Annotated in this window: 10 protein-coding genes; 4 read left to right on the top strand and 6 right to left on the bottom strand. The window is 69.9% G+C overall.

Annotation, left to right across the window (positions count from 1 at the left end; genetic code table 11):
* Positions 1-85: 85 nt before the first annotated feature.
* Genes ABFX50_RS02310 through ABFX50_RS02300 form a run of 3 tightly spaced genes read right to left on the bottom strand, consistent with a single transcriptional unit; the run spans position 86 to position 4,759 of the window.
* Positions 86-2,671: a glycosyltransferase gene (locus ABFX50_RS02310; RefSeq protein ID WP_346142787.1), complete on the bottom strand. Its 2,586-nt coding sequence runs from the start codon at positions 2,669-2,671 to the stop codon at positions 86-88.
* 1 nt (position 2,672) lies between these two features.
* A complete protein-coding gene (locus ABFX50_RS02305) occupies positions 2,673-3,704 on the bottom strand; it encodes a Gfo/Idh/MocA family oxidoreductase (RefSeq protein ID WP_346142785.1) in 1,032 nt (343 codons plus the stop codon).
* A complete protein-coding gene (locus ABFX50_RS02300) occupies positions 3,701-4,759 on the bottom strand; it encodes a DegT/DnrJ/EryC1/StrS family aminotransferase (RefSeq protein ID WP_346142783.1) in 1,059 nt (352 codons plus the stop codon). The genes ABFX50_RS02305 and ABFX50_RS02300 overlap by 4 nt, the downstream gene beginning before the upstream one ends.
* 293 nt (positions 4,760-5,052) lie before the next feature.
* On the opposite strand from ABFX50_RS02300, the gene ABFX50_RS02295 reads away from it, so the two are divergent.
* The 4 genes from ABFX50_RS02295 to ABFX50_RS02280 all read left to right on the top strand — a co-directional run bounded on the left by ABFX50_RS02295 (position 5,053) and on the right by ABFX50_RS02280 (position 11,432).
* Positions 5,053-5,748 (top strand): class I SAM-dependent methyltransferase, encoded by a 696-nt coding sequence (locus ABFX50_RS02295; RefSeq protein WP_346142782.1) that lies wholly within the window; start codon positions 5,053-5,055, stop codon positions 5,746-5,748.
* Between the two features lie 259 nt (positions 5,749-6,007).
* Complete coding sequence (locus tag ABFX50_RS02290; protein WP_346142780.1) at positions 6,008-9,448, top strand: bifunctional glycosyltransferase/CDP-glycerol:glycerophosphate glycerophosphotransferase; 3,441 nt, start codon at positions 6,008-6,010, stop codon at positions 9,446-9,448.
* A 123-nt stretch (positions 9,449-9,571) separates the two neighbouring features.
* Positions 9,572-10,393: a CDP-alcohol phosphatidyltransferase family protein gene (locus ABFX50_RS02285; protein ID WP_346142778.1), complete on the top strand. Its 822-nt coding sequence runs from the start codon at positions 9,572-9,574 to the stop codon at positions 10,391-10,393.
* Entirely contained in the window at positions 10,386-11,432 is a 1,047-nt protein-coding gene (locus ABFX50_RS02280; protein WP_346142777.1) for a sulfotransferase family protein, read from the top strand. Before ABFX50_RS02285 ends, ABFX50_RS02280 begins: the two co-directional genes overlap by 8 nt.
* Here the strand turns inward: ABFX50_RS02280 and ABFX50_RS02275 are convergent.
* From ABFX50_RS02275 to ABFX50_RS02265, 3 genes are all read right to left on the bottom strand, one after another.
* The gene (locus ABFX50_RS02275) at positions 11,417-12,466 is read right to left on the bottom strand and encodes a glycosyltransferase (RefSeq protein ID WP_346142775.1); all 1,050 of its coding nucleotides are present in this window, start codon (positions 12,464-12,466) and stop codon (positions 11,417-11,419) included. The genes ABFX50_RS02280 and ABFX50_RS02275 overlap by 16 nt on opposite strands.
* Entirely contained in the window at positions 12,463-15,138 is a 2,676-nt protein-coding gene (locus ABFX50_RS02270; protein WP_346142774.1) for a CDP-glycerol:glycerophosphate glycerophosphotransferase, read from the bottom strand. The genes ABFX50_RS02275 and ABFX50_RS02270 overlap by 4 nt, the downstream gene beginning before the upstream one ends.
* Before the next feature lie 81 nt (positions 15,139-15,219).
* The gene (locus tag ABFX50_RS02265; protein WP_346142772.1) at positions 15,220-15,885 is read right to left on the bottom strand and encodes an SRPBCC family protein; all 666 of its coding nucleotides are present in this window, start codon (positions 15,883-15,885) and stop codon (positions 15,220-15,222) included.
* Between the last annotated feature and the right edge of the window lie 47 nt (positions 15,886-15,932).

Here is a 15,932-nt window from a genome sequence, read left to right as displayed (position 1 = left end):
GTGCTCGCGCCGACCCGGCGGGCCGTGGCGCACCTGGCCCACGAGGGCCTGGCCGAACGCGCGGCCCTCGTGGGAGCTGTGATGGTCACCGCAGGAACCCGGCCAGGGCCCTGACGGTCTGGGTGCCGTCGTGGTAGGCGCGGGCGAAGGCCGCGGACTCGACCCCGATCCGCGCCGTGGCGTCCCTGTCGTCCAGCAGGCGCTCCATGGCGGGGCCGATCGTGTCCACGGTGGCGTTGACGATGGGCGGCACGGGCACGCCGCTGCCGTAGGCGCTCTCCGACAGGTAGGCCATCACGGGCTTGCCCGCTGCCATCCCCTCGCAGGCGAAGGTGCCGTAACTGCCGATGGCGAACTGGTCGACCACGATGTCGGCCTCCCGCACCAGCGCGCGCATCTGCGACCAGGAGACGTTCTCGGCCAGCTGGAAGTCGATGACGCCACGCTCGTGCAGGCCGGTGAGCGCGGGAAGGATACGCGCGGTCCCCTTCGTCCACCGCTTGGACGGCGCGTGGAGCACCTTGGGCCTGCTCCTGCGCATCACGGGCGCGTCGCAGGCCCAGGCGTTCACGTCCACGACCAGCGGCGCCCATATCGCCTGTGGCAGGTCGTCCAGGAGATCGGGTGTGGTCACGAAGACGGGCAGCCCACACTCCCTCGCGATCCTGTGGTTGTGCTCGGTGACCGCGGTGAGCCGCCTCACCACCTCCTCGGGGGCGTCGTGGAACAGCGAGTGCTCGTGCCGTTCCATGTGCCGCAGGGGGTGGCGGACCTCGCTGCCGTGGGCGAGGAGCGCGACCTTGATGCCCGCCCTGAGCAGCGCGGGCAGGTCGCCGTCCACGTGCTCGCCGTTGAGCCTGCCCAGGATCGGCAGGAAGGCGTCGGCCAGCAGGTGGGTGTAGCGGCCGAGGGTCCGCTGGATCTGCGCGATCTGCGTCTCCCTGCGCCCGAAGGCCGCGGGGTCGAGGTAGTGGTCGGCGGGATAGTCGAAGGGAGAGCCTGGACGCTTCAGCATCACGACCTCCATCGAGACGTCGCCGCGCTCCCTGCTGATGGCCTGCGCGAAGGCGGCCAGCTGGCCCGAGTGGTTCGCGGGGCCGAGGCCGAGCCTGATCGGGGTGGCGCGGAGCGGGGTCCAGCCGCCGTCCGTCACGCTCCCCATCCGCTCACGCGCGTCCCACGGCACGACCGAGGAGGGCGGGGGCGGGGTGAGACCCGACAGGTCGCGGTAGAGCTGCAGCAGGATCGAGCACTGGTACTCCCACGACAGCTCCTTGAGTATGGCCTCGGAGATGTTCTCGGCCAGCTCCTTCTTCCTCGACAGGCCACGCCGTACGGCGGCGGCGAAGGCGGGCACGTCTCCCGAGGAGAAGACCTCGCCCACCCCGTGGGCGTTGACGTAGGTGGCGACGGTGCGCACGTCGCTGACCACCAGCGCGAGCCCCGCGTGCAGGTACTCCGCCAGCTTGGTCGGCAGCGCCATCTCGTGGTTCGGCAGCCGCTTCGAGCAGATCAGACCCAGGTCGGCGGTGGAGAGGTAGTCGGCGACGTCGGCCTGCGGCACGTAGGGGACCACATGGACGCGATCGCTGACGCCGATCCGCTCGGCCAGCTCCAGCAGCTCCCTGAGCACCGCGTTCTTCCGTCCCGACACGATCGCCAGATGGACGTGGGGCAGCGAGGTCAGCGAGGCGACGGCCGTGTCGACACTGCGGTCCCTGTCCATCCAGCCCGAGTAGACGAGCAGGGGCGTGTCGGGGCCGAGACCGCAGGCGGCGCGGACGCTGGCGGAGCTCTCACCACGCCCGACGGCCTCTCTGATCGGCGTGTTGCGCACGACCAGCGGCGTGGAGGGCAGGTGATACTGCCGCCGCAGCACCTCGGCGATCTCGGGAGAGACCGTGACGACGGCGTCCGCCCTGCCGATGAACTGCCGCTCCAGGTCGTGATAGGCGCTCGTCCTGAGCTCCGTGTGCCAGTCCGCGCCCCTGACGTATTCGTGGGCGTCGTAGAGCCACCGGCAGGTGAATCCGCGCGAGCGCAGCCGCGCGGCGCTCTGGGCGGCCACGCCGATCATCGTGATGTCGTTGGCGTGGATCACATGGGGCCGCAGGTCGTCGAGGACCGCCCCGAAGGCCAGCTCGAGGTCGATGAGCTCGGGCATGTCCCTGCGCCACTCGCCGACCGGCGTGTGCTTCCTGCGGCTGCGCCTGCGCTCCCACCTGAAGGCGCGGACGCGCGCCTGGTGGACGTGCCTGCCCAGGCGGATCCACAGCCGCCTGGTGTGGCGGGACAGGGTGCCGCTCGCTCCCGCGCTGTAGGTCCAGCCGATGTGGGCGCGCTGCTCCCTGACCCACACCCGGTGCGCCGTCCGGTAGCGGGCCAAAGCCCTCTCGTCGGGCAGGCCCCACTGCATGATTCTGGCGCGCAGGCCCCGCCGCCGGCGCTTCACCCACGCGTGCTTACGCATGACGTCGTCGACGGCGACTCTGATGACCCGTACGGGACCGAACGACGAGTATTCGGTCTCACCGCCGGCGGCCCGCCCGACGAGCGTGACCTCCCACCCGTCGCGGGCCGCGGCGAGGGCGGTCTTCTGGACTCTGGAGTCACCGGTGATGGCGTTGCCCACGATGACGGCGAGCCGGGGCCGGGCGGCAGGTGATGGCATGTCAGTGCGCTTTCTGTGTCTCGAGGCGGTGGTGGTCGCTCAGGTGCACGGTCACGCCCTCGTGGGCGGAGCGCAGCACCGCGACGGACACCGCCACCGTGCGAAGGCCGTGGTCGAGCGTCACGATGTCGGCGGGCAGGCCGAGCACCGCGTCGCGGAACCGCTCGTGCTCGACCTGGAGGGGCTCCCGCTTGAGGATCGCGTAGCGGATCATGGCTCCCTCGGAGACGCCCCTGAAGGTGCTCAGCGCCTCCCACTCGGTGTGACCGGCTCCGTTGGAGTAGAAGGTGAGGTCGGCGGTGAGGGTGTCGGCCACGAAGCACCCGAGGTCGCCCGTGACGATCGTGGAGCGCTCCTTGAGCGGGCTCAGCCAGTTGACCAGGTGGTTGGCGACGGCCGACCGTTCGAGCTGGCCGACGACGGCCACCATGTCCTCGTAGGCCCGCCCGCTCCTGGAGATCGTGCGGGCCGACACCGACAGGTAGTCCTGTCCCGTGACCCAGCTCGTGAGGTCGATGTCGTGGGTGGCCAGGTCCTTGACCACGCCGACGTCGGTGATCCGGTTGGGGAAGGGGCCCTGGCGGCGGGTGGCGACCTGGAACACCTCGCCGAGCTCGCCCGCCTCCAGCCTGTCGCGGAGGCTGAGCAGCGCGGGGTTGAAGCGCTCGATGTGACCCACCGCGGCCACCAGCCCGCGTGAACGGAAGGCCGTCACGAGCCGGTGCGCGGCGTCGACCGTGTGCGCCAGCGGCTTCTCGATCAGGGCGCAGACGCCGGCGGCGGCCAGGCGCAGGCCGACCTCCTCGTGCGTGGCCGTGGGGGTGGCCACCACGGCGTAGTCGATGCCGAGGGTGAGCAGGTCGTCGAGGTCGTTGAGGAGGGGGACGCCGGGGAGGGGCGCGATCTTCGAGGCCAGTGGGTCGCTGACGCCGGCCAGGCACACCCCTTCCAGCCCCGTCAGCACGCGGGCGTGGTGGCGCCCCATCGCGCCGAGCCCTATCAGCCCGGCGCGCAGCGTCCTTCCTCGGCTCACAGCAGGCTCCCCGCCTCGTTGACCGCCTCGGCGACGCGGTCGAGCTGGGCGGGCGTGAGCGACGGGTGCACCGGCAGCGACACCACCTCGGCGACCGCGCACTCGGTCTCGGGGAGCGCCAAGTGCCCGTGCTCGGGCAGGTAAGGCCTCAGCCGGTGGACGGGGGTCAGGTAGTAGACCGCGCTGCCCACGCCCAGCTCCGACAGCCGCCGCTGGAAGCGGTCGCGCTCGCCGGGCACCCGAAGCGTGTACTGGTGGTAGACGTGCGTCGCGCCGTCAGCCACGAAGGGCGCCGGCAGCGCGGTGATGCGAGCGTCGAGACTCTTGGCGTTCCTGACGCGCCGCTCCGTCCATCCGGGCAGCTGCTCGAGCTGCACCCTGCCGATGGCGGCGGCCACGTCGGTCATGCGCAGGTTCGCGCCGACGATCTCGTTGGCGTAGCGCGCCTCCATGCCCTGGTTGCGCAGGAGACGGAGCCTGCGGGCCAGGTTCGCGTCGGCGGTGGCGATCATGCCGCCTTCCAGGGCGTGCATGCTCTTGGTCGGGTAGAAGCTGAAGCAGCCTGCCGCGCCGAAGGAGCCCGCGGGCTTGCCGTCCAGCGCCGCGCCGTGGGCCTGGCACGCGTCCTCGACGATGGCCAGGCCGTGCCGGTCGGCGAGGGCCTGGAGGTCGTCCATGGGGGCGGGGTGGCCGTACAGGTGGACGGGCATGATGGCCGCGGTGCGCGGGCTGATCGCCGCCGCGACGGCGTCGGGCGCCAGGCAGTAGGTGGCAGGGTCGATGTCGGCGAAGACCGGATCGGCGCCGACGAGCCGCACCGCGTTGGCGGTGGCGGCGAAGGTGAACGAGGGCACGATGACCTCGTCGGCAGGGCCGATGCCCAGCGCCATGAGGGTCAGGTGAAGTGCCGAGGTGCCCGAGTTGACGGCGACGCAGTGCCTGTCCGCGACCATGGAGGAGAACTCGTGCTCGAAGGCGGCCACCTCTGGGCCCTGGACGACCTGGCCGCTGCGTAGCACGCGCACGGCCGCCGCTATTTCCGCCTCGCCGATCACAGGCTGTGCAAGTGGAATTGGCGCCGTTTGCCGATTATGCACAGGGGCACTCCCCGTCCGAGCGGATAAATGGCTTGGAACCAGAGAGCGACTGTAAACCCAGCGCTCGCCCGGGCCGGTGCCGTTGCCTTTCGGTGGACAGAAATTTGCCCGGTGTTGACTCCCTTCGCCGATGGCCGATCCCGTCAGGTAAAGAACTGCCAGGGCTGATTCCTGCTGCTGTTCAACGAGACGTCCGCAGCCGGTGACGCGACCAGAATGCCGAGGACGAGAAGCGGCTACAGGGAGTAAAGATGGATGCCGTCGAAATCGACCGGGCGATGCGTCTCGAAGACCGCAACTGGTGGCACCGCGAGCGACGGGCCCTCCTCGCCCGGCGGTTGCGCCGCCTCGGCACACCGGGTCGTGCGGTGGATCTCGGAGCGGCGGGCGGCGGCAACACGCGGGTTCTCGTCGATCACGGCTGGCAGGCCCTCGCCGTCGACTGCTCGGAGGCGGCGGTCGACCACGCCCGGTCCAGGGGCGTGGACGCGATGTGGGGTGACATCAGGAACCTGCCCCTGCCCTCGGACGAGTTCGACCTGGTCGTCGCCTTCGACGTGCTCGAGCACATCGACGACGACGCGGCGGCGGCCACCGAGATCAACAGGCTGCTGAGGTCCGGAGGGACCGCGCTGATCGCCGTGCCGTGTGACATGCGGCTGTGGTCGGCGCGCGACGTCGCCCTCGGCCGCGAGCGCCGCTACACCAGGGACTCCCTGTCCATGCTCCTGCTCGACGCCGGACTCACGATCGAGCGGATGTGGAGCTGGAACGTGCTGCTGCGGCCGGCCCTCCGGTGGCGCGGGCGCAAGGGCGCCTGTCGCGGCCTGGAGGAGCCGTCTCCCCTGGTGAACGGCGTGCTCGGCGCGGTCGTGTGGTCGGAGCGGATTCTGCCTGTCGGCCGCCTGCCGGGAATCTCCCTGATGGCCGAAGCGCGCTCGTATTGACGCCGCGAAAGGGAGGACCACGGATGAACATGGTTTCCCCTGCCCATGCCGCCGGGCCGGCCCGTCCATTCGCGGAGCCGGTCACCGTGAATGCCGTCGTTCCGCTCGCCGGTAATGAGCCGGCGCTTTCCTGCCGCCTTCTGTCCCGCCATTCTTTTCCGTATTTCCTTTTCGCAGCCGGATGGCGTAGCACGACTGCCCGCGACGGCAGCCCCGAATCCGCCGTAGTAGTCATGTCATTTCCCTGAGGAGTGTCCGCATGTCCGCGATCTTGAGCATCGTTGTGCCCTTCTGCAACGTGGAGCACTATCTCGACGAATGTCTGGAATCCATTGCCACGCAGACGCTTTCCGACATCGAGGTCTTCCTGGTCGATGACGGCTCCACCGACAACAGCGCCGTCATCGCGAAGGCCAGGGTGGCGAGGGACAGCAGGTTCCAGCTGATCCAGCAGGAGAACCGAGGTCCTGGCCTGGCCCGCAACGCGGGGCTCGACCGGGTCGCAGGCAGGTACCTGACCTTCGCCGACGGCGACGACATCGTGCCGGCCGGCGCCTACGAGGCGCTGGTCGGGTCCCTGGAGAGCACGGGCTCCGACCTCGCCTGCGGTGCCGTGCGCCGCCTGTCGGCGGGCAAGGAGGTGCCCTCGTGGCTGCACGACAAGGCCCTGCCTCCTGCGGTGCGGCGCACCCACGTGCGCCACCACCCTCAACTGCTGCGCGACCGCACGGTGTGGAACAAGGTGTACCGGCGCTCGTTCTGGGAGTCGAGGGGTTTCCGCTTCCCCGCCGGCATCTACGAGGACGTCGCGCTCGCCGTGGCCGCCCACGTGCACGCGGAGACGGTCGACGTCCTCGACGACGTCGTCTACCTGTGGCGCAGGCGCGACCGCGGAGAGCTGTCCACGACGCAGAACCGCGCGGAGCTCGGCAACCTGCGGGCCCGTTTCGACGCGCTGGAGGAGCTGCGGGCGGTGGTGGCCGCCCACCTGCCCGAACTCCTGCCCGGGCTCGACACGCAGATACTCGAGGCGGACGTGATGATCGCCGTCGAGGCGGTCACCTCGATGCAGCAGGACGAGCGCGAGGCGGCGCTCGACCGGGTGCGGCCCTTCCTCGCCGCCGCCGGCGTGGACCAGCTCATGGCGCTGCCCGTCGCGGACCGGGTCAAGCTGTATCTGGCGCGCCACCGCAGGGTCGACGCGCTGCGCGAGGTCTTCGGCCTCGAACGCGAGGGCCTGCCCACGGTGAAGGGGGTACGCAAGGGCGTCTTCCGTCCGAAGCTGTACCTGACCTATCCCTTCTTCGGCGACCGCAAGGTGAAGGTGCCGGCCAGGCTGTACGAGGTCGACGAGGAGCTGGAGCTCCACACCAGGGTCGACAGGGCCTGCTGGGAGGAGGGCGGCCTGGTGATCGAGGGGTTCGCCTACATCGACCGGCTGGAGATGACCGACCCTGGCTCGTCGGAGCTGCGGCTGGAGCTGCGCAACGCGAAGACCGCCGACGTGATCGAGCTGACGAGCGAGCGGGCCGCCCGCCCCGACGTGACGGCCAGAGCAGGGCACGCCGCGGTCTGCTACGACTGGTCGGGTTTCAGGGCGCGGATCAACTTCGGCGATCGGCTCCTGCGCAGACCGGGGAACTGGGAGCTCTGGGTCACGGTGGAGTCGCACGGGCTTCAGCGGTCGAGCAGGATCTCGGGCCCCGTCCACGGCCATGTCGACGTGTGGCTCGACAGCGACCTGCGCATGCGCGTCCCGCCGAGGACGAGGGGGCAGCGCTTCCAGATCAGGATGAGCACCCCTGTGGCCGTGGTGGACCGGGCTGTGGCGGGCGCGTCGGGATTCGAGCTGAGCTGCAGGATCGGCTCGCGTTCGGGCGGCGCGGCCGAGGTCGTCCTGAGCGGCGCAGGCGATCTGTCCATCCCCGTCGAGCTGGACGCCGAGGGCGCCTTCGACGTCGTGATCCCCTATGAGTCGCTGCTGCGGGACCCGCACGGCGACGATCCGCGCTGGGAGATCGTCGTGGCCGCGGGCGGCGCGTCCTCGCGCCTGGCGAGCCCTGACGGGGTGGCGGCGCGGTGGATCACGCCGTCGGGCGCCGAGCTGGCGGTGGAGGTGACCAGGTACGGATTCCTCGTCGCCACCTGGCGTGAGACGCGCCCGATCGTCGACACGCTCGAATGGGACGCCGAGGGCCGTCTCGTCCTGTCCGGCGAGCACGTCCAGGACGCGCGGCCCGAGAGGCTGCTGGTGTGCCGCCGCCGTTCGACGGAGACCAGGACGGTGCCGCTCGAGTGGGAGGGGGCTCGCTTCCACGCGCGGCTGGCGGTGGCGCAGCTGCCGTCGCAGGGCGGCGAGCTCCCGCTGGCGAGCGGGTTGTGGGATCTCCTCATGGAGGTCGAGGACGGGGTGGTCCCCCTCAGGGTGGGGCCCACGACGATCGGCTCGCTGTCGGAGTATCACGTCGCGGGAACGCACGACTTCTGCGTGACCTCGCAGGAGGGGGAGGCGCTCGCGCTGCGCTCACGCGTGGCGCTGGGCCCCGACGAGCGCGGCAGGTACGCCCAGCGGCTGCTGCGGGAGAGGACGGGCTCCCTGCCGTTGAAGCGCGACCTCGTGCTCTTCGACAGCTACGAGGGCAGGCAGTTCTCCTGCAACCCCAGGGCCGTCTTCGAGGAGTTGCGCCGCCGTGACGTCGGCGCGGAGCTGGTGTGGGTCTCCAGGGACGGCCAGTTCGCCACGCCCGAGGGCGCCGAGGTGGTCATGAAGGGCTCGCGCCGCCACCACGAGGTCCGCAGCTCCGCGGGGCTCGTCGTCAGCAACTGGTCGCAGCGGGAGATCCCGGGCAAGCCCGCGGGCCAGCTGTACATGCAGACGTGGCACGGCACCCCGCTCAAGCGGCTCGGCTACGACCTGAAGGTCACGCCGTTCAGGCGGGCGGAGACCTTCAAGTGGATCAAGGAGGACGTGCCGCTGTGGGACTTCCTGGTCTCGCCCAGCGCCTTCGCCACCACCATCATGCGCCGCGCCTACGACTACGGAGGCGAGGTCCTGGAGGTGGGCTACCCCCGCAACGACCTGCTGAAGGCGGCCGACCGCGAGGAGCGCGCGCAGGCCGTGCGCAGGCGTCTCGGCATCGAGCCTGGCAAGAAGGTGGTGCTGTACGCGCCCACCTGGCGTGACGACCAGCACGTGGGGGTGGGCAAGCGCCTCTTCCACCTGGAGCTCGACCTCGAGCGCGCCAGGAAGGCGCTGGGGGACGACCACGTCTTCCTCGTGCGCGCCCACTACCTGGTGACCGACAGGCCCGCCTTCCCCGAGGGGAACTTCGCGATCGACGTCACCCACTACCCCGACATCGCCGAGCTGTACCTGATCTCCGACGTGCTGGTCACCGACTACTCCTCGGCGATGTTCGACTACTGCAACACGGGCCGACCGATGATCTTCTTCACCTATGACCTCGCGACCTACAGGGATGAGGCGCGCGGCTTCTACTTCGACTTCGAGGCCGAGGCTCCTGGGCCGATCGTGGAGGAGTCGGACCAGGTGATCGAGGCGATAGCGGGCCTCAGGCACGTCGAAGAGGCGTTCGCGGGCAAGTACAGGTCCTTCGTGGACGCCTACTGTCCGCACGACGACGGCAGGGCCTCCGAGAGAGTGGTGGACCGCATCATCTCGACCGGAATGTTCGGATAGAAGGCTCCAATCGATCTACCTAGGCAATGCCAGGTGGGGAGAGAGTCAAGAAGCGGCATGGACATTCTCCAATAGTTCCAGAGAGTAATCGAAGGGCAACACCGCGTCGCCATGCTGGAATCCATGAGGACCTATTCGCTCGATGACGTCTACGCGACACGTAAGCGGAGAGACTCCTGGTGGACCGTGTACTTCGTGGACCCGGCCGCCTGCCGGGTCGCGATGTTCGTGGCCAACCACACAGAGATCACGCCCAACGCGCTCACGGTCTTCTCTCTGATCCTGGGCATGGGGTCGGCGGTGTGCCTGGGGGCCAACCAGCTCGCCGCGGGCGCGGCGCTCTTCTACCTGAGCTTCATGATCGACTGCGTCGACGGCAAGATCGCCAGGTTGAAGGGCACGGGGACACCGTTCGGCCTGTGGCTCGACTACGTGGGCGACAGGATCAGGGTGGTCTGCTGCGCCGCGGGACTGGCCTACGGCCAGTACGCGGCCACGGGAAGCGTGGACTTCATCCTGCTGGGCGCGACGGTGGCCGTCCTCGATCTGTTCAGGTACGTCAACGCACCGCAGATGAAGCGGGTCAGGGAGACGATCAGGGAAGGGCTCGCGCCCAGCTTGACGGAGGTGCCGCAGGCGCCGCGCGTGCCGGCGCCGAGGCGGTCGAGGGGCCCGCTCAGGCGCTTCAACCGTTCCCTGGCCCGCCGCAGGGTCAGGTCTCACCTGATCAGCGGTATCGAGTTCCACGCGGCGGTCTTCGTGGTGGCGCCGCTGATCGGGCAGGCGGCGCTGATCCCCGTGACGGCGGTCGCCAGCATCCTGCTCCTGGCCAACGAGATCTTCCTTGTCTATCGGATGTGGCTCTTCACTCGCCGCAACGCCGCGGTGCCCAAGCCGCAGGAGAGTCGAGAGCACGCGCTAATCGGGGGTTCACCAAATGTCTGACAGGCCGGTATTCGTCATTGGCTGTCCACGCTCGGGCACCACGATGCTGCAGCTCATGCTGAGCTCGCATCCCAGGCTCGCGGTGCCGCCGGAGACCAGGTTCCTGGTCCCCGTCTACTACAAGCGCCGCACGTTCGGCGACATGCGGATCGCCGAGCGGCGCCGCGCGCTCGCCGAGTACATCGCCGGCGACCGCAGCACGAAGTTCCGCGAGCTCGGCATCGACAAGGACGACTACATCCGGCAGGTCGTCGAGGGCCCCGGCTCGCTCGGCTCGGTGGTCGGCACCACCTTCAAGATGTACTCCGACCGCTTCGGCAAGCCCAGGTGGGGCGACAAGCGTCCGAGCTACGTCAAGCAGGTGGACATGCTGACCAGGCTCTTCCCCGACGCGCAGTTCATCCACCTCATCAGGGACGGCCGCGACTGCGTCGCCTCCCTGAAGGAGATGCCCTGGTACACGCTCAACTCCTTCCACGCCATCTCCACGTGGGCCGAGGCGATCGACGCGGGCAAGAGGCTGCGCAAGACGATGTCTGAGGACAGCTACTACGAGCTGCGCTACGAGGACCTGACCGACGACCCGTCGACGGAGCTGAAGAAGCTCTGCCACTTCCTCGAAGAGGACTACGACCCCGCGATGTGCTCGCCGCGTGAGGCCGCCAGCCACGCGGTGCCCGTCCACAAGGTGTGGCACAGCAACACGCACGGCGAGGTCACCAGGGCGCGGGTGGGCAGCTGGGCCAAGCGCCTGGACAGCTGGGAGATCAGGCTGGCCGAGCAGGCGCTCGGTGACAGGCTCGAGGACCACGGCTACGAGCTGTCGGGCGCGCCGAAGGCCGCCAAGGAGCACATGCTGAAGTTCCAGAAGACCATGCAGAAGCGGCGTGGCGCACGCATGCGCAAGCTCATGCGCGACCGCATCAACAGGCTGCGCGAGCAGGGCCCCGTTCCCGCGCTGCTGACCTCGGGACAGCTCGCGCTGGCTGGGCTTCCGCAGCAGCGCGCCGAGTCGGAGCTGCCTCAGCGCGTCATGTGAGCGAAGAGCTGTTCCCAGCGGTCGAGGACGCGTTCGAGTCCGAACGTCTCGGCCCTGGCCCGAGCGGCGGCGCCGAGGCGCCGCCGCTCGTCGTATGAGCGCATCAGCGTGTCGAGCCTGTCGGCGAAGACGGCCACGTCACCTGGAGGGGCCAGGAGCCCGCCGGCGGAGCGCACGCCGCCCGAGACGTCGAAGGCGACCGAGGGCACCCCGTGCGCGGCCGACTCCAGCATCACCAGAGGCAGTCCCTCGTGCTCGCTCGACAGCGCGACGATCGAGGCGGCCAGGTACTCCCGCGACATGCCCGAGGCCGGCAGGCGCCCTCTGAACACCACCCTGTCCTCGACGCCCTCGCGGCGGGCGTGCGCGCGCAGCCGCTCCTCCTCGGGGCCGTCGCCGATCAGGTGGAGCTCCCACGGCGGCGCAGAGGCCATGGCGAAGGCGCTGATCAGCCGGTCGAACCGCTTGACGCCCGCCAGCCTTCCCACACCCAGCACCCTGGGCGCCTCCAGCGAGGAGATCGCGCCGGGCCAGATCGTCAGGGGGTTGGGCAGCGACCACGTGTTGGGCAGCAGCGCGTGCTCGGAGAACAGCCACGCGTCGTCCTCGCTGAGGAAGACCGCCTGGTCGAGCTCCCCGTAGTGCCGCCTGATGGCGCCCAGGTGCGAGCAGATGCGCGCGTGGGCGTAGGAGCCGTGGTACTGCCCGATCAGCCGCATCCTGCCGGGCAGCCGTCCTGACAGGCGCGACACCACCCCTGGCGAGGTGAGGACGGCGAAGCCCGGCCCGATCCGCCCGAGCACCCTGTCCAGCCTGCGCCTCTCGAAGCGGGAGGGCCGCGACGACCTGTTGATCACGTGCTGCCGGTAGAGCGGCCTCGAGACGTAGCGGAACGGGTCGGCCGCTCTGTGCAGGCCGATCACGTGCACGTCGTAGCCGCGGCCCGCCAGTCCCTGGGCGAGGGTGTGGGTGACCTGCTGGATCCCGCCGAGCGTGTCGGCGTCCATGCACGCGAAGACCAGTGATCTGTTCACCGCGCCCCCCGCAGGAAGGGCCGCGAGGGGACCCTCGGGGTCGGCGGCGCCGAGAAGAACGTTTCCACCACCCTGGCCGAGGCGTCGCCGCGCTCGTCCTCGCACCACAACCGGTGGAAGGCGGCGTACTTGTCGGCGAAGGAGGCGTGGACGGCGGGCAGGTTCCGCAGGCACTCGATCAGCTCGGCGTCGGTGGTGACGCACGGCCCCGGCGCGATGGCGGGCAGGTCGGTGTTGACGCCGCGCTCGGTCAGCCGGTACTCGTCCCAGTCGTCGATGAAGAACAGCATCGGCTTGCCCGTCACCGCGTAGTCGCACATCACGGAGGAGTAGTCCGTCAGCAGCGCGTCGGACAGCAGCATCAGGTCGTTGATCTCCGAGTACGACCCCACGGGCCTGACGAAGTGGCGCACGTGCTGGGGCACCCTGAAGCGTTCGACCGGGTGCGTGCGCAGCAGCAGCACCCACTCCTCGGCCAGCGCGTCGGCCAGCGCCTCCAGGTCGACCCTGACCGAGATGCCCGAGCTCTTCGCGCCGTCGCGGTAGGTGGGCGCGTAGAGCAGGATCTTGCGGTCGGGCGGGAGCTCCAGGCGCTCGCGCAGGCCGGCGGGGATCCTGCCGTGCACCAGGGCGTCGCAGCGCGGCGAGCCGTAGCGCAGGACGGGACCCGAGTAGCCGAGGGCAGGCACGAAGTAGCGGGAGAACTCGGCGCTGGGGGAGATGAGCGCGTCCCACCTGGCGACGGCCCTGCGCCACTGCTCGCGCGGTCCCGGGAAGTCGGCGCGCAGGTCGGGGGCGTCGAAGCCGATCGACTTGATGCCCTGGCCGTGCCAGGTCTGCAGGTAGCGGGTGCCGCGCGGCTTGGGGTAGTCGAGGGGGAAGCCGTGGCTGTCGACCCAGATGCCCGCACGGGCCATGGTCCAGACGTAGCGCCAGCTGCCGCGCCGTACCAGGGCGGCGTCTCGCGGGAAGGAGACGCGTCCGCGGGCGACCGACCAGACCGCGCTCACCGGCAGCCCGCGGCGCCGTACCTCCTCATAGACGGCGCGCGGGCTGCCGGTGTATCCCTTACCGCAGTCGGCCTCGAACAGCGCGAGATCCCTACGCGGCGGGACTACCCTGATCAGCGCCTTGTACACCTTCAGTTTGATCTTCGGGTTGCTCAGCCTCCTGAGGACGGAGCGCTTCACCCTGGCCAGCGCCACACGCGGGGTGCGTTTCGGGCTCAGGCGCAGCAGCCCTGCCGGGCCCTCTGCCGTGACCCGCACGTGGCCGAGGTCGATCGCCTCCATCGTGGGGTCGGCCATCAGCCGGTCGGAGGTGGTCAGCCCGTCGGGCCTGGTGAAGGCGATGCGCGGGTCGCAGCGCCCGCGCAGCTTCGCCAGGTCGACGGTGACCTCGCTCTCGTAGCCGCCATCGGCCGACGGGCGCACCTCCATCGGCACCGTGATGCCTGCGCACCTGAGGGAGGCCGTCCAGTCGCGCAGCACGCCGAAGGGGTCGTAGGTACGGACGGACAGCCGCAGCCGCGTGCCCTGGCTCACGGCCTCGACCACCTCGTGCCGCAGCCTGGAGGCGGTGTAGGGCAGCTCGGCCATGCGCAACCTGGTGATGTCCAGGCCGGGGGAGGGCGTGGGGCCCCAGTAGGTGCGCCCGTCGCGCACGGTCGCCACGCGCGGCGGAGCCATGGGGCCGTTCAGCGACCTGGCCGCGACCCTCAGCTCCTCGATCCGGTCGGAGAGGATCAGATGGCAGCAGACCTTGACCATCGGGTCGATCCGCTCCATCACCTCCTCCGGCACCTGCTCCAGGTACGGCCTGACGACCGAGGCGAACTCCTTGGCCCACAGCAGGTCGCGCGAAGGCATCGGGTTGAGGTAGACCCGCAGGTCCTGGCGCAGGAAGCGGCGCTGCCTGTCGGGGACGAGGTCGTCGCACCCGTGCTCGCGCAGGATGGCGTCGCTGCGCCTGGCGGCCTCCATCCTGTGGCGGACGTTGTCCATCTCCTTGATGCTCAGCGAGATGGAGCCGGTCGCCGGCGCCCTGTGCCAGTGGTAGACCACCCACGGCACCACCGCGAACCTTTGCGCCACGGCGTACATCTCGGCGCCGAAGACGTGGTCCTCGTAGTGGATGTCCTCGGGGAAGCGCAGCGCGTTGCGGCGCAGGAACTCCACGTCGAAGAGCTTGTTGGTGCAGAAGCAGTCGAGGAAGAGCTCCGGCTCCTCGCGGATCCCCTCGACGACCCTCCGCTTCCTGAACAGGTAGGGGTAGTACCGCTGCCGCCGCCCGCCAGGCTCGAACACCCTGGAGATCTGCCCCGAGACGAAGTCGGCCCCCGTCCGCTCGATCTCGGTCAGCAGGCTCTTGCACGCGTGCCTGGGCAGGGTGTCGTCACTGTCCAGGAACAGGACGTACGGCGACAGCGCAGCGTCGAGCCCCTCGTTGCGCGGCGCGCCGCAGCCGCCCGAGTTGACCGCCCGCCGCACGTAGCGCACGCGGGGGTCGGCGCGCATGAGCTCGGCGGCGACCCTCGGCGTGTCGTCGGTGCTCGCGTCGTCGGAGATGACTACTTCGAGGTCGTGGAGGGTCTGGTCGAGCACGGAACGCACGGCCCTCGGCAGGCGGTCGGCGTCGTTGTAGGCGATCACGACAACGGTGCACTCCGGCATGCCTGTTCTCCCCCGAGATCTCGATGCTCGAGGTCAGACATTCCCTCAGGACCGGTGGTGTGTCCCTACTTGAGTTGGTTTTTACCGGACAATACGCCTGATCAGCCATACAAGGAACAGAAGCCCAGCAATCGCTCCGGCGACCGGGGCCACCCGCTTGAGCAGCGGTGTACCCGCGATCGCGAGCAGGTCGAGCGCCTCCTCGTCGGGCGTGAGCGAGGTGCGCAGGGTGCCGCTCGGCCTGGCGTCCTCCTCGTCGAGTTCGGGCACCGCGGCGAGGTGGCGCTCCTCGGACTGGCTCTCGCCCAGCAGCTCGGCCAGGTTCTCCGCGAACCTGTCGATCAGCTTGCCGCCCACCTCCGCCATGACGCCCCTGCCGAACTGCGCGGGCCTGCCCGTGACGTTGAACGAGCTCTCCACCCGCACCGCGGTCGCGTCGCCCGCGGGGGTCAGGCGCGCGGTGACCGACGCGCTGGCGGTGCCGGAACCGCGCGCCTCCTTGCCCGAGGCCTGCAGCGTGAGGGTGTAGGCGTCCTTGTCGACGTCCTCGAAGCGGGCGGTGCCCCTGTAGGTGACGGTGATGGGGCCGACCTTCACCTTCATCCTGCCGGTGAACTCCTCGCCTTCGACGATGTCGAGCGTGGCCCCCGGCAGGCACGGGGCCACCCGCTCGACGTCGAGCAGCGCCGCCCACGCCTGCTCGACCGGGACAGGGACCGTGAACTCGTGCTCGAACCGCATCGCCATTGATCCGCTCCTTCCGCCTGTCTGTGGTCCCAGACTCGCGCCTGGGG

It is taken from the genome of Nonomuraea recticatena, assembly GCF_039533245.1.
GTDB lineage: Bacteria > Actinomycetota > Actinomycetes > Streptosporangiales > Streptosporangiaceae > Nonomuraea > Nonomuraea roseola.
This window is presented reverse-complemented; position numbering and strand designations above follow the sequence as displayed.

What these genes read in the sequence shown, in the direction of transcription:
- ABFX50_RS02290 (WP_346142780.1), top strand. Translation starts at nt 6,008, where the DNA reads ATGTCCGCGATCTTGAGCATCGTTGTGCCCTTCTGCAACGTGGAGCAC.
- ABFX50_RS02310 (WP_346142787.1), bottom strand. Translation starts at nt 2,671, where the DNA reads ATGCCATCACCTGCCGCCCGGCCCCGGCTCGCCGTCATCGTGGGCAAC.
- ABFX50_RS02285 (WP_346142778.1), top strand. Translation starts at nt 9,572, where the DNA reads ATGAGGACCTATTCGCTCGATGACGTCTACGCGACACGTAAGCGGAGA.
- ABFX50_RS02270 (WP_346142774.1), bottom strand. Translation starts at nt 15,138, where the DNA reads ATGCCGGAGTGCACCGTTGTCGTGATCGCCTACAACGACGCCGACCGC.
- ABFX50_RS02295 (WP_346142782.1), top strand. Translation starts at nt 5,053, where the DNA reads ATGGATGCCGTCGAAATCGACCGGGCGATGCGTCTCGAAGACCGCAAC.
- ABFX50_RS02265 (WP_346142772.1), bottom strand. Translation starts at nt 15,885, where the DNA reads ATGGCGATGCGGTTCGAGCACGAGTTCACGGTCCCTGTCCCGGTCGAG.
- ABFX50_RS02280 (WP_346142777.1), top strand. Translation starts at nt 10,386, where the DNA reads ATGTCTGACAGGCCGGTATTCGTCATTGGCTGTCCACGCTCGGGCACC.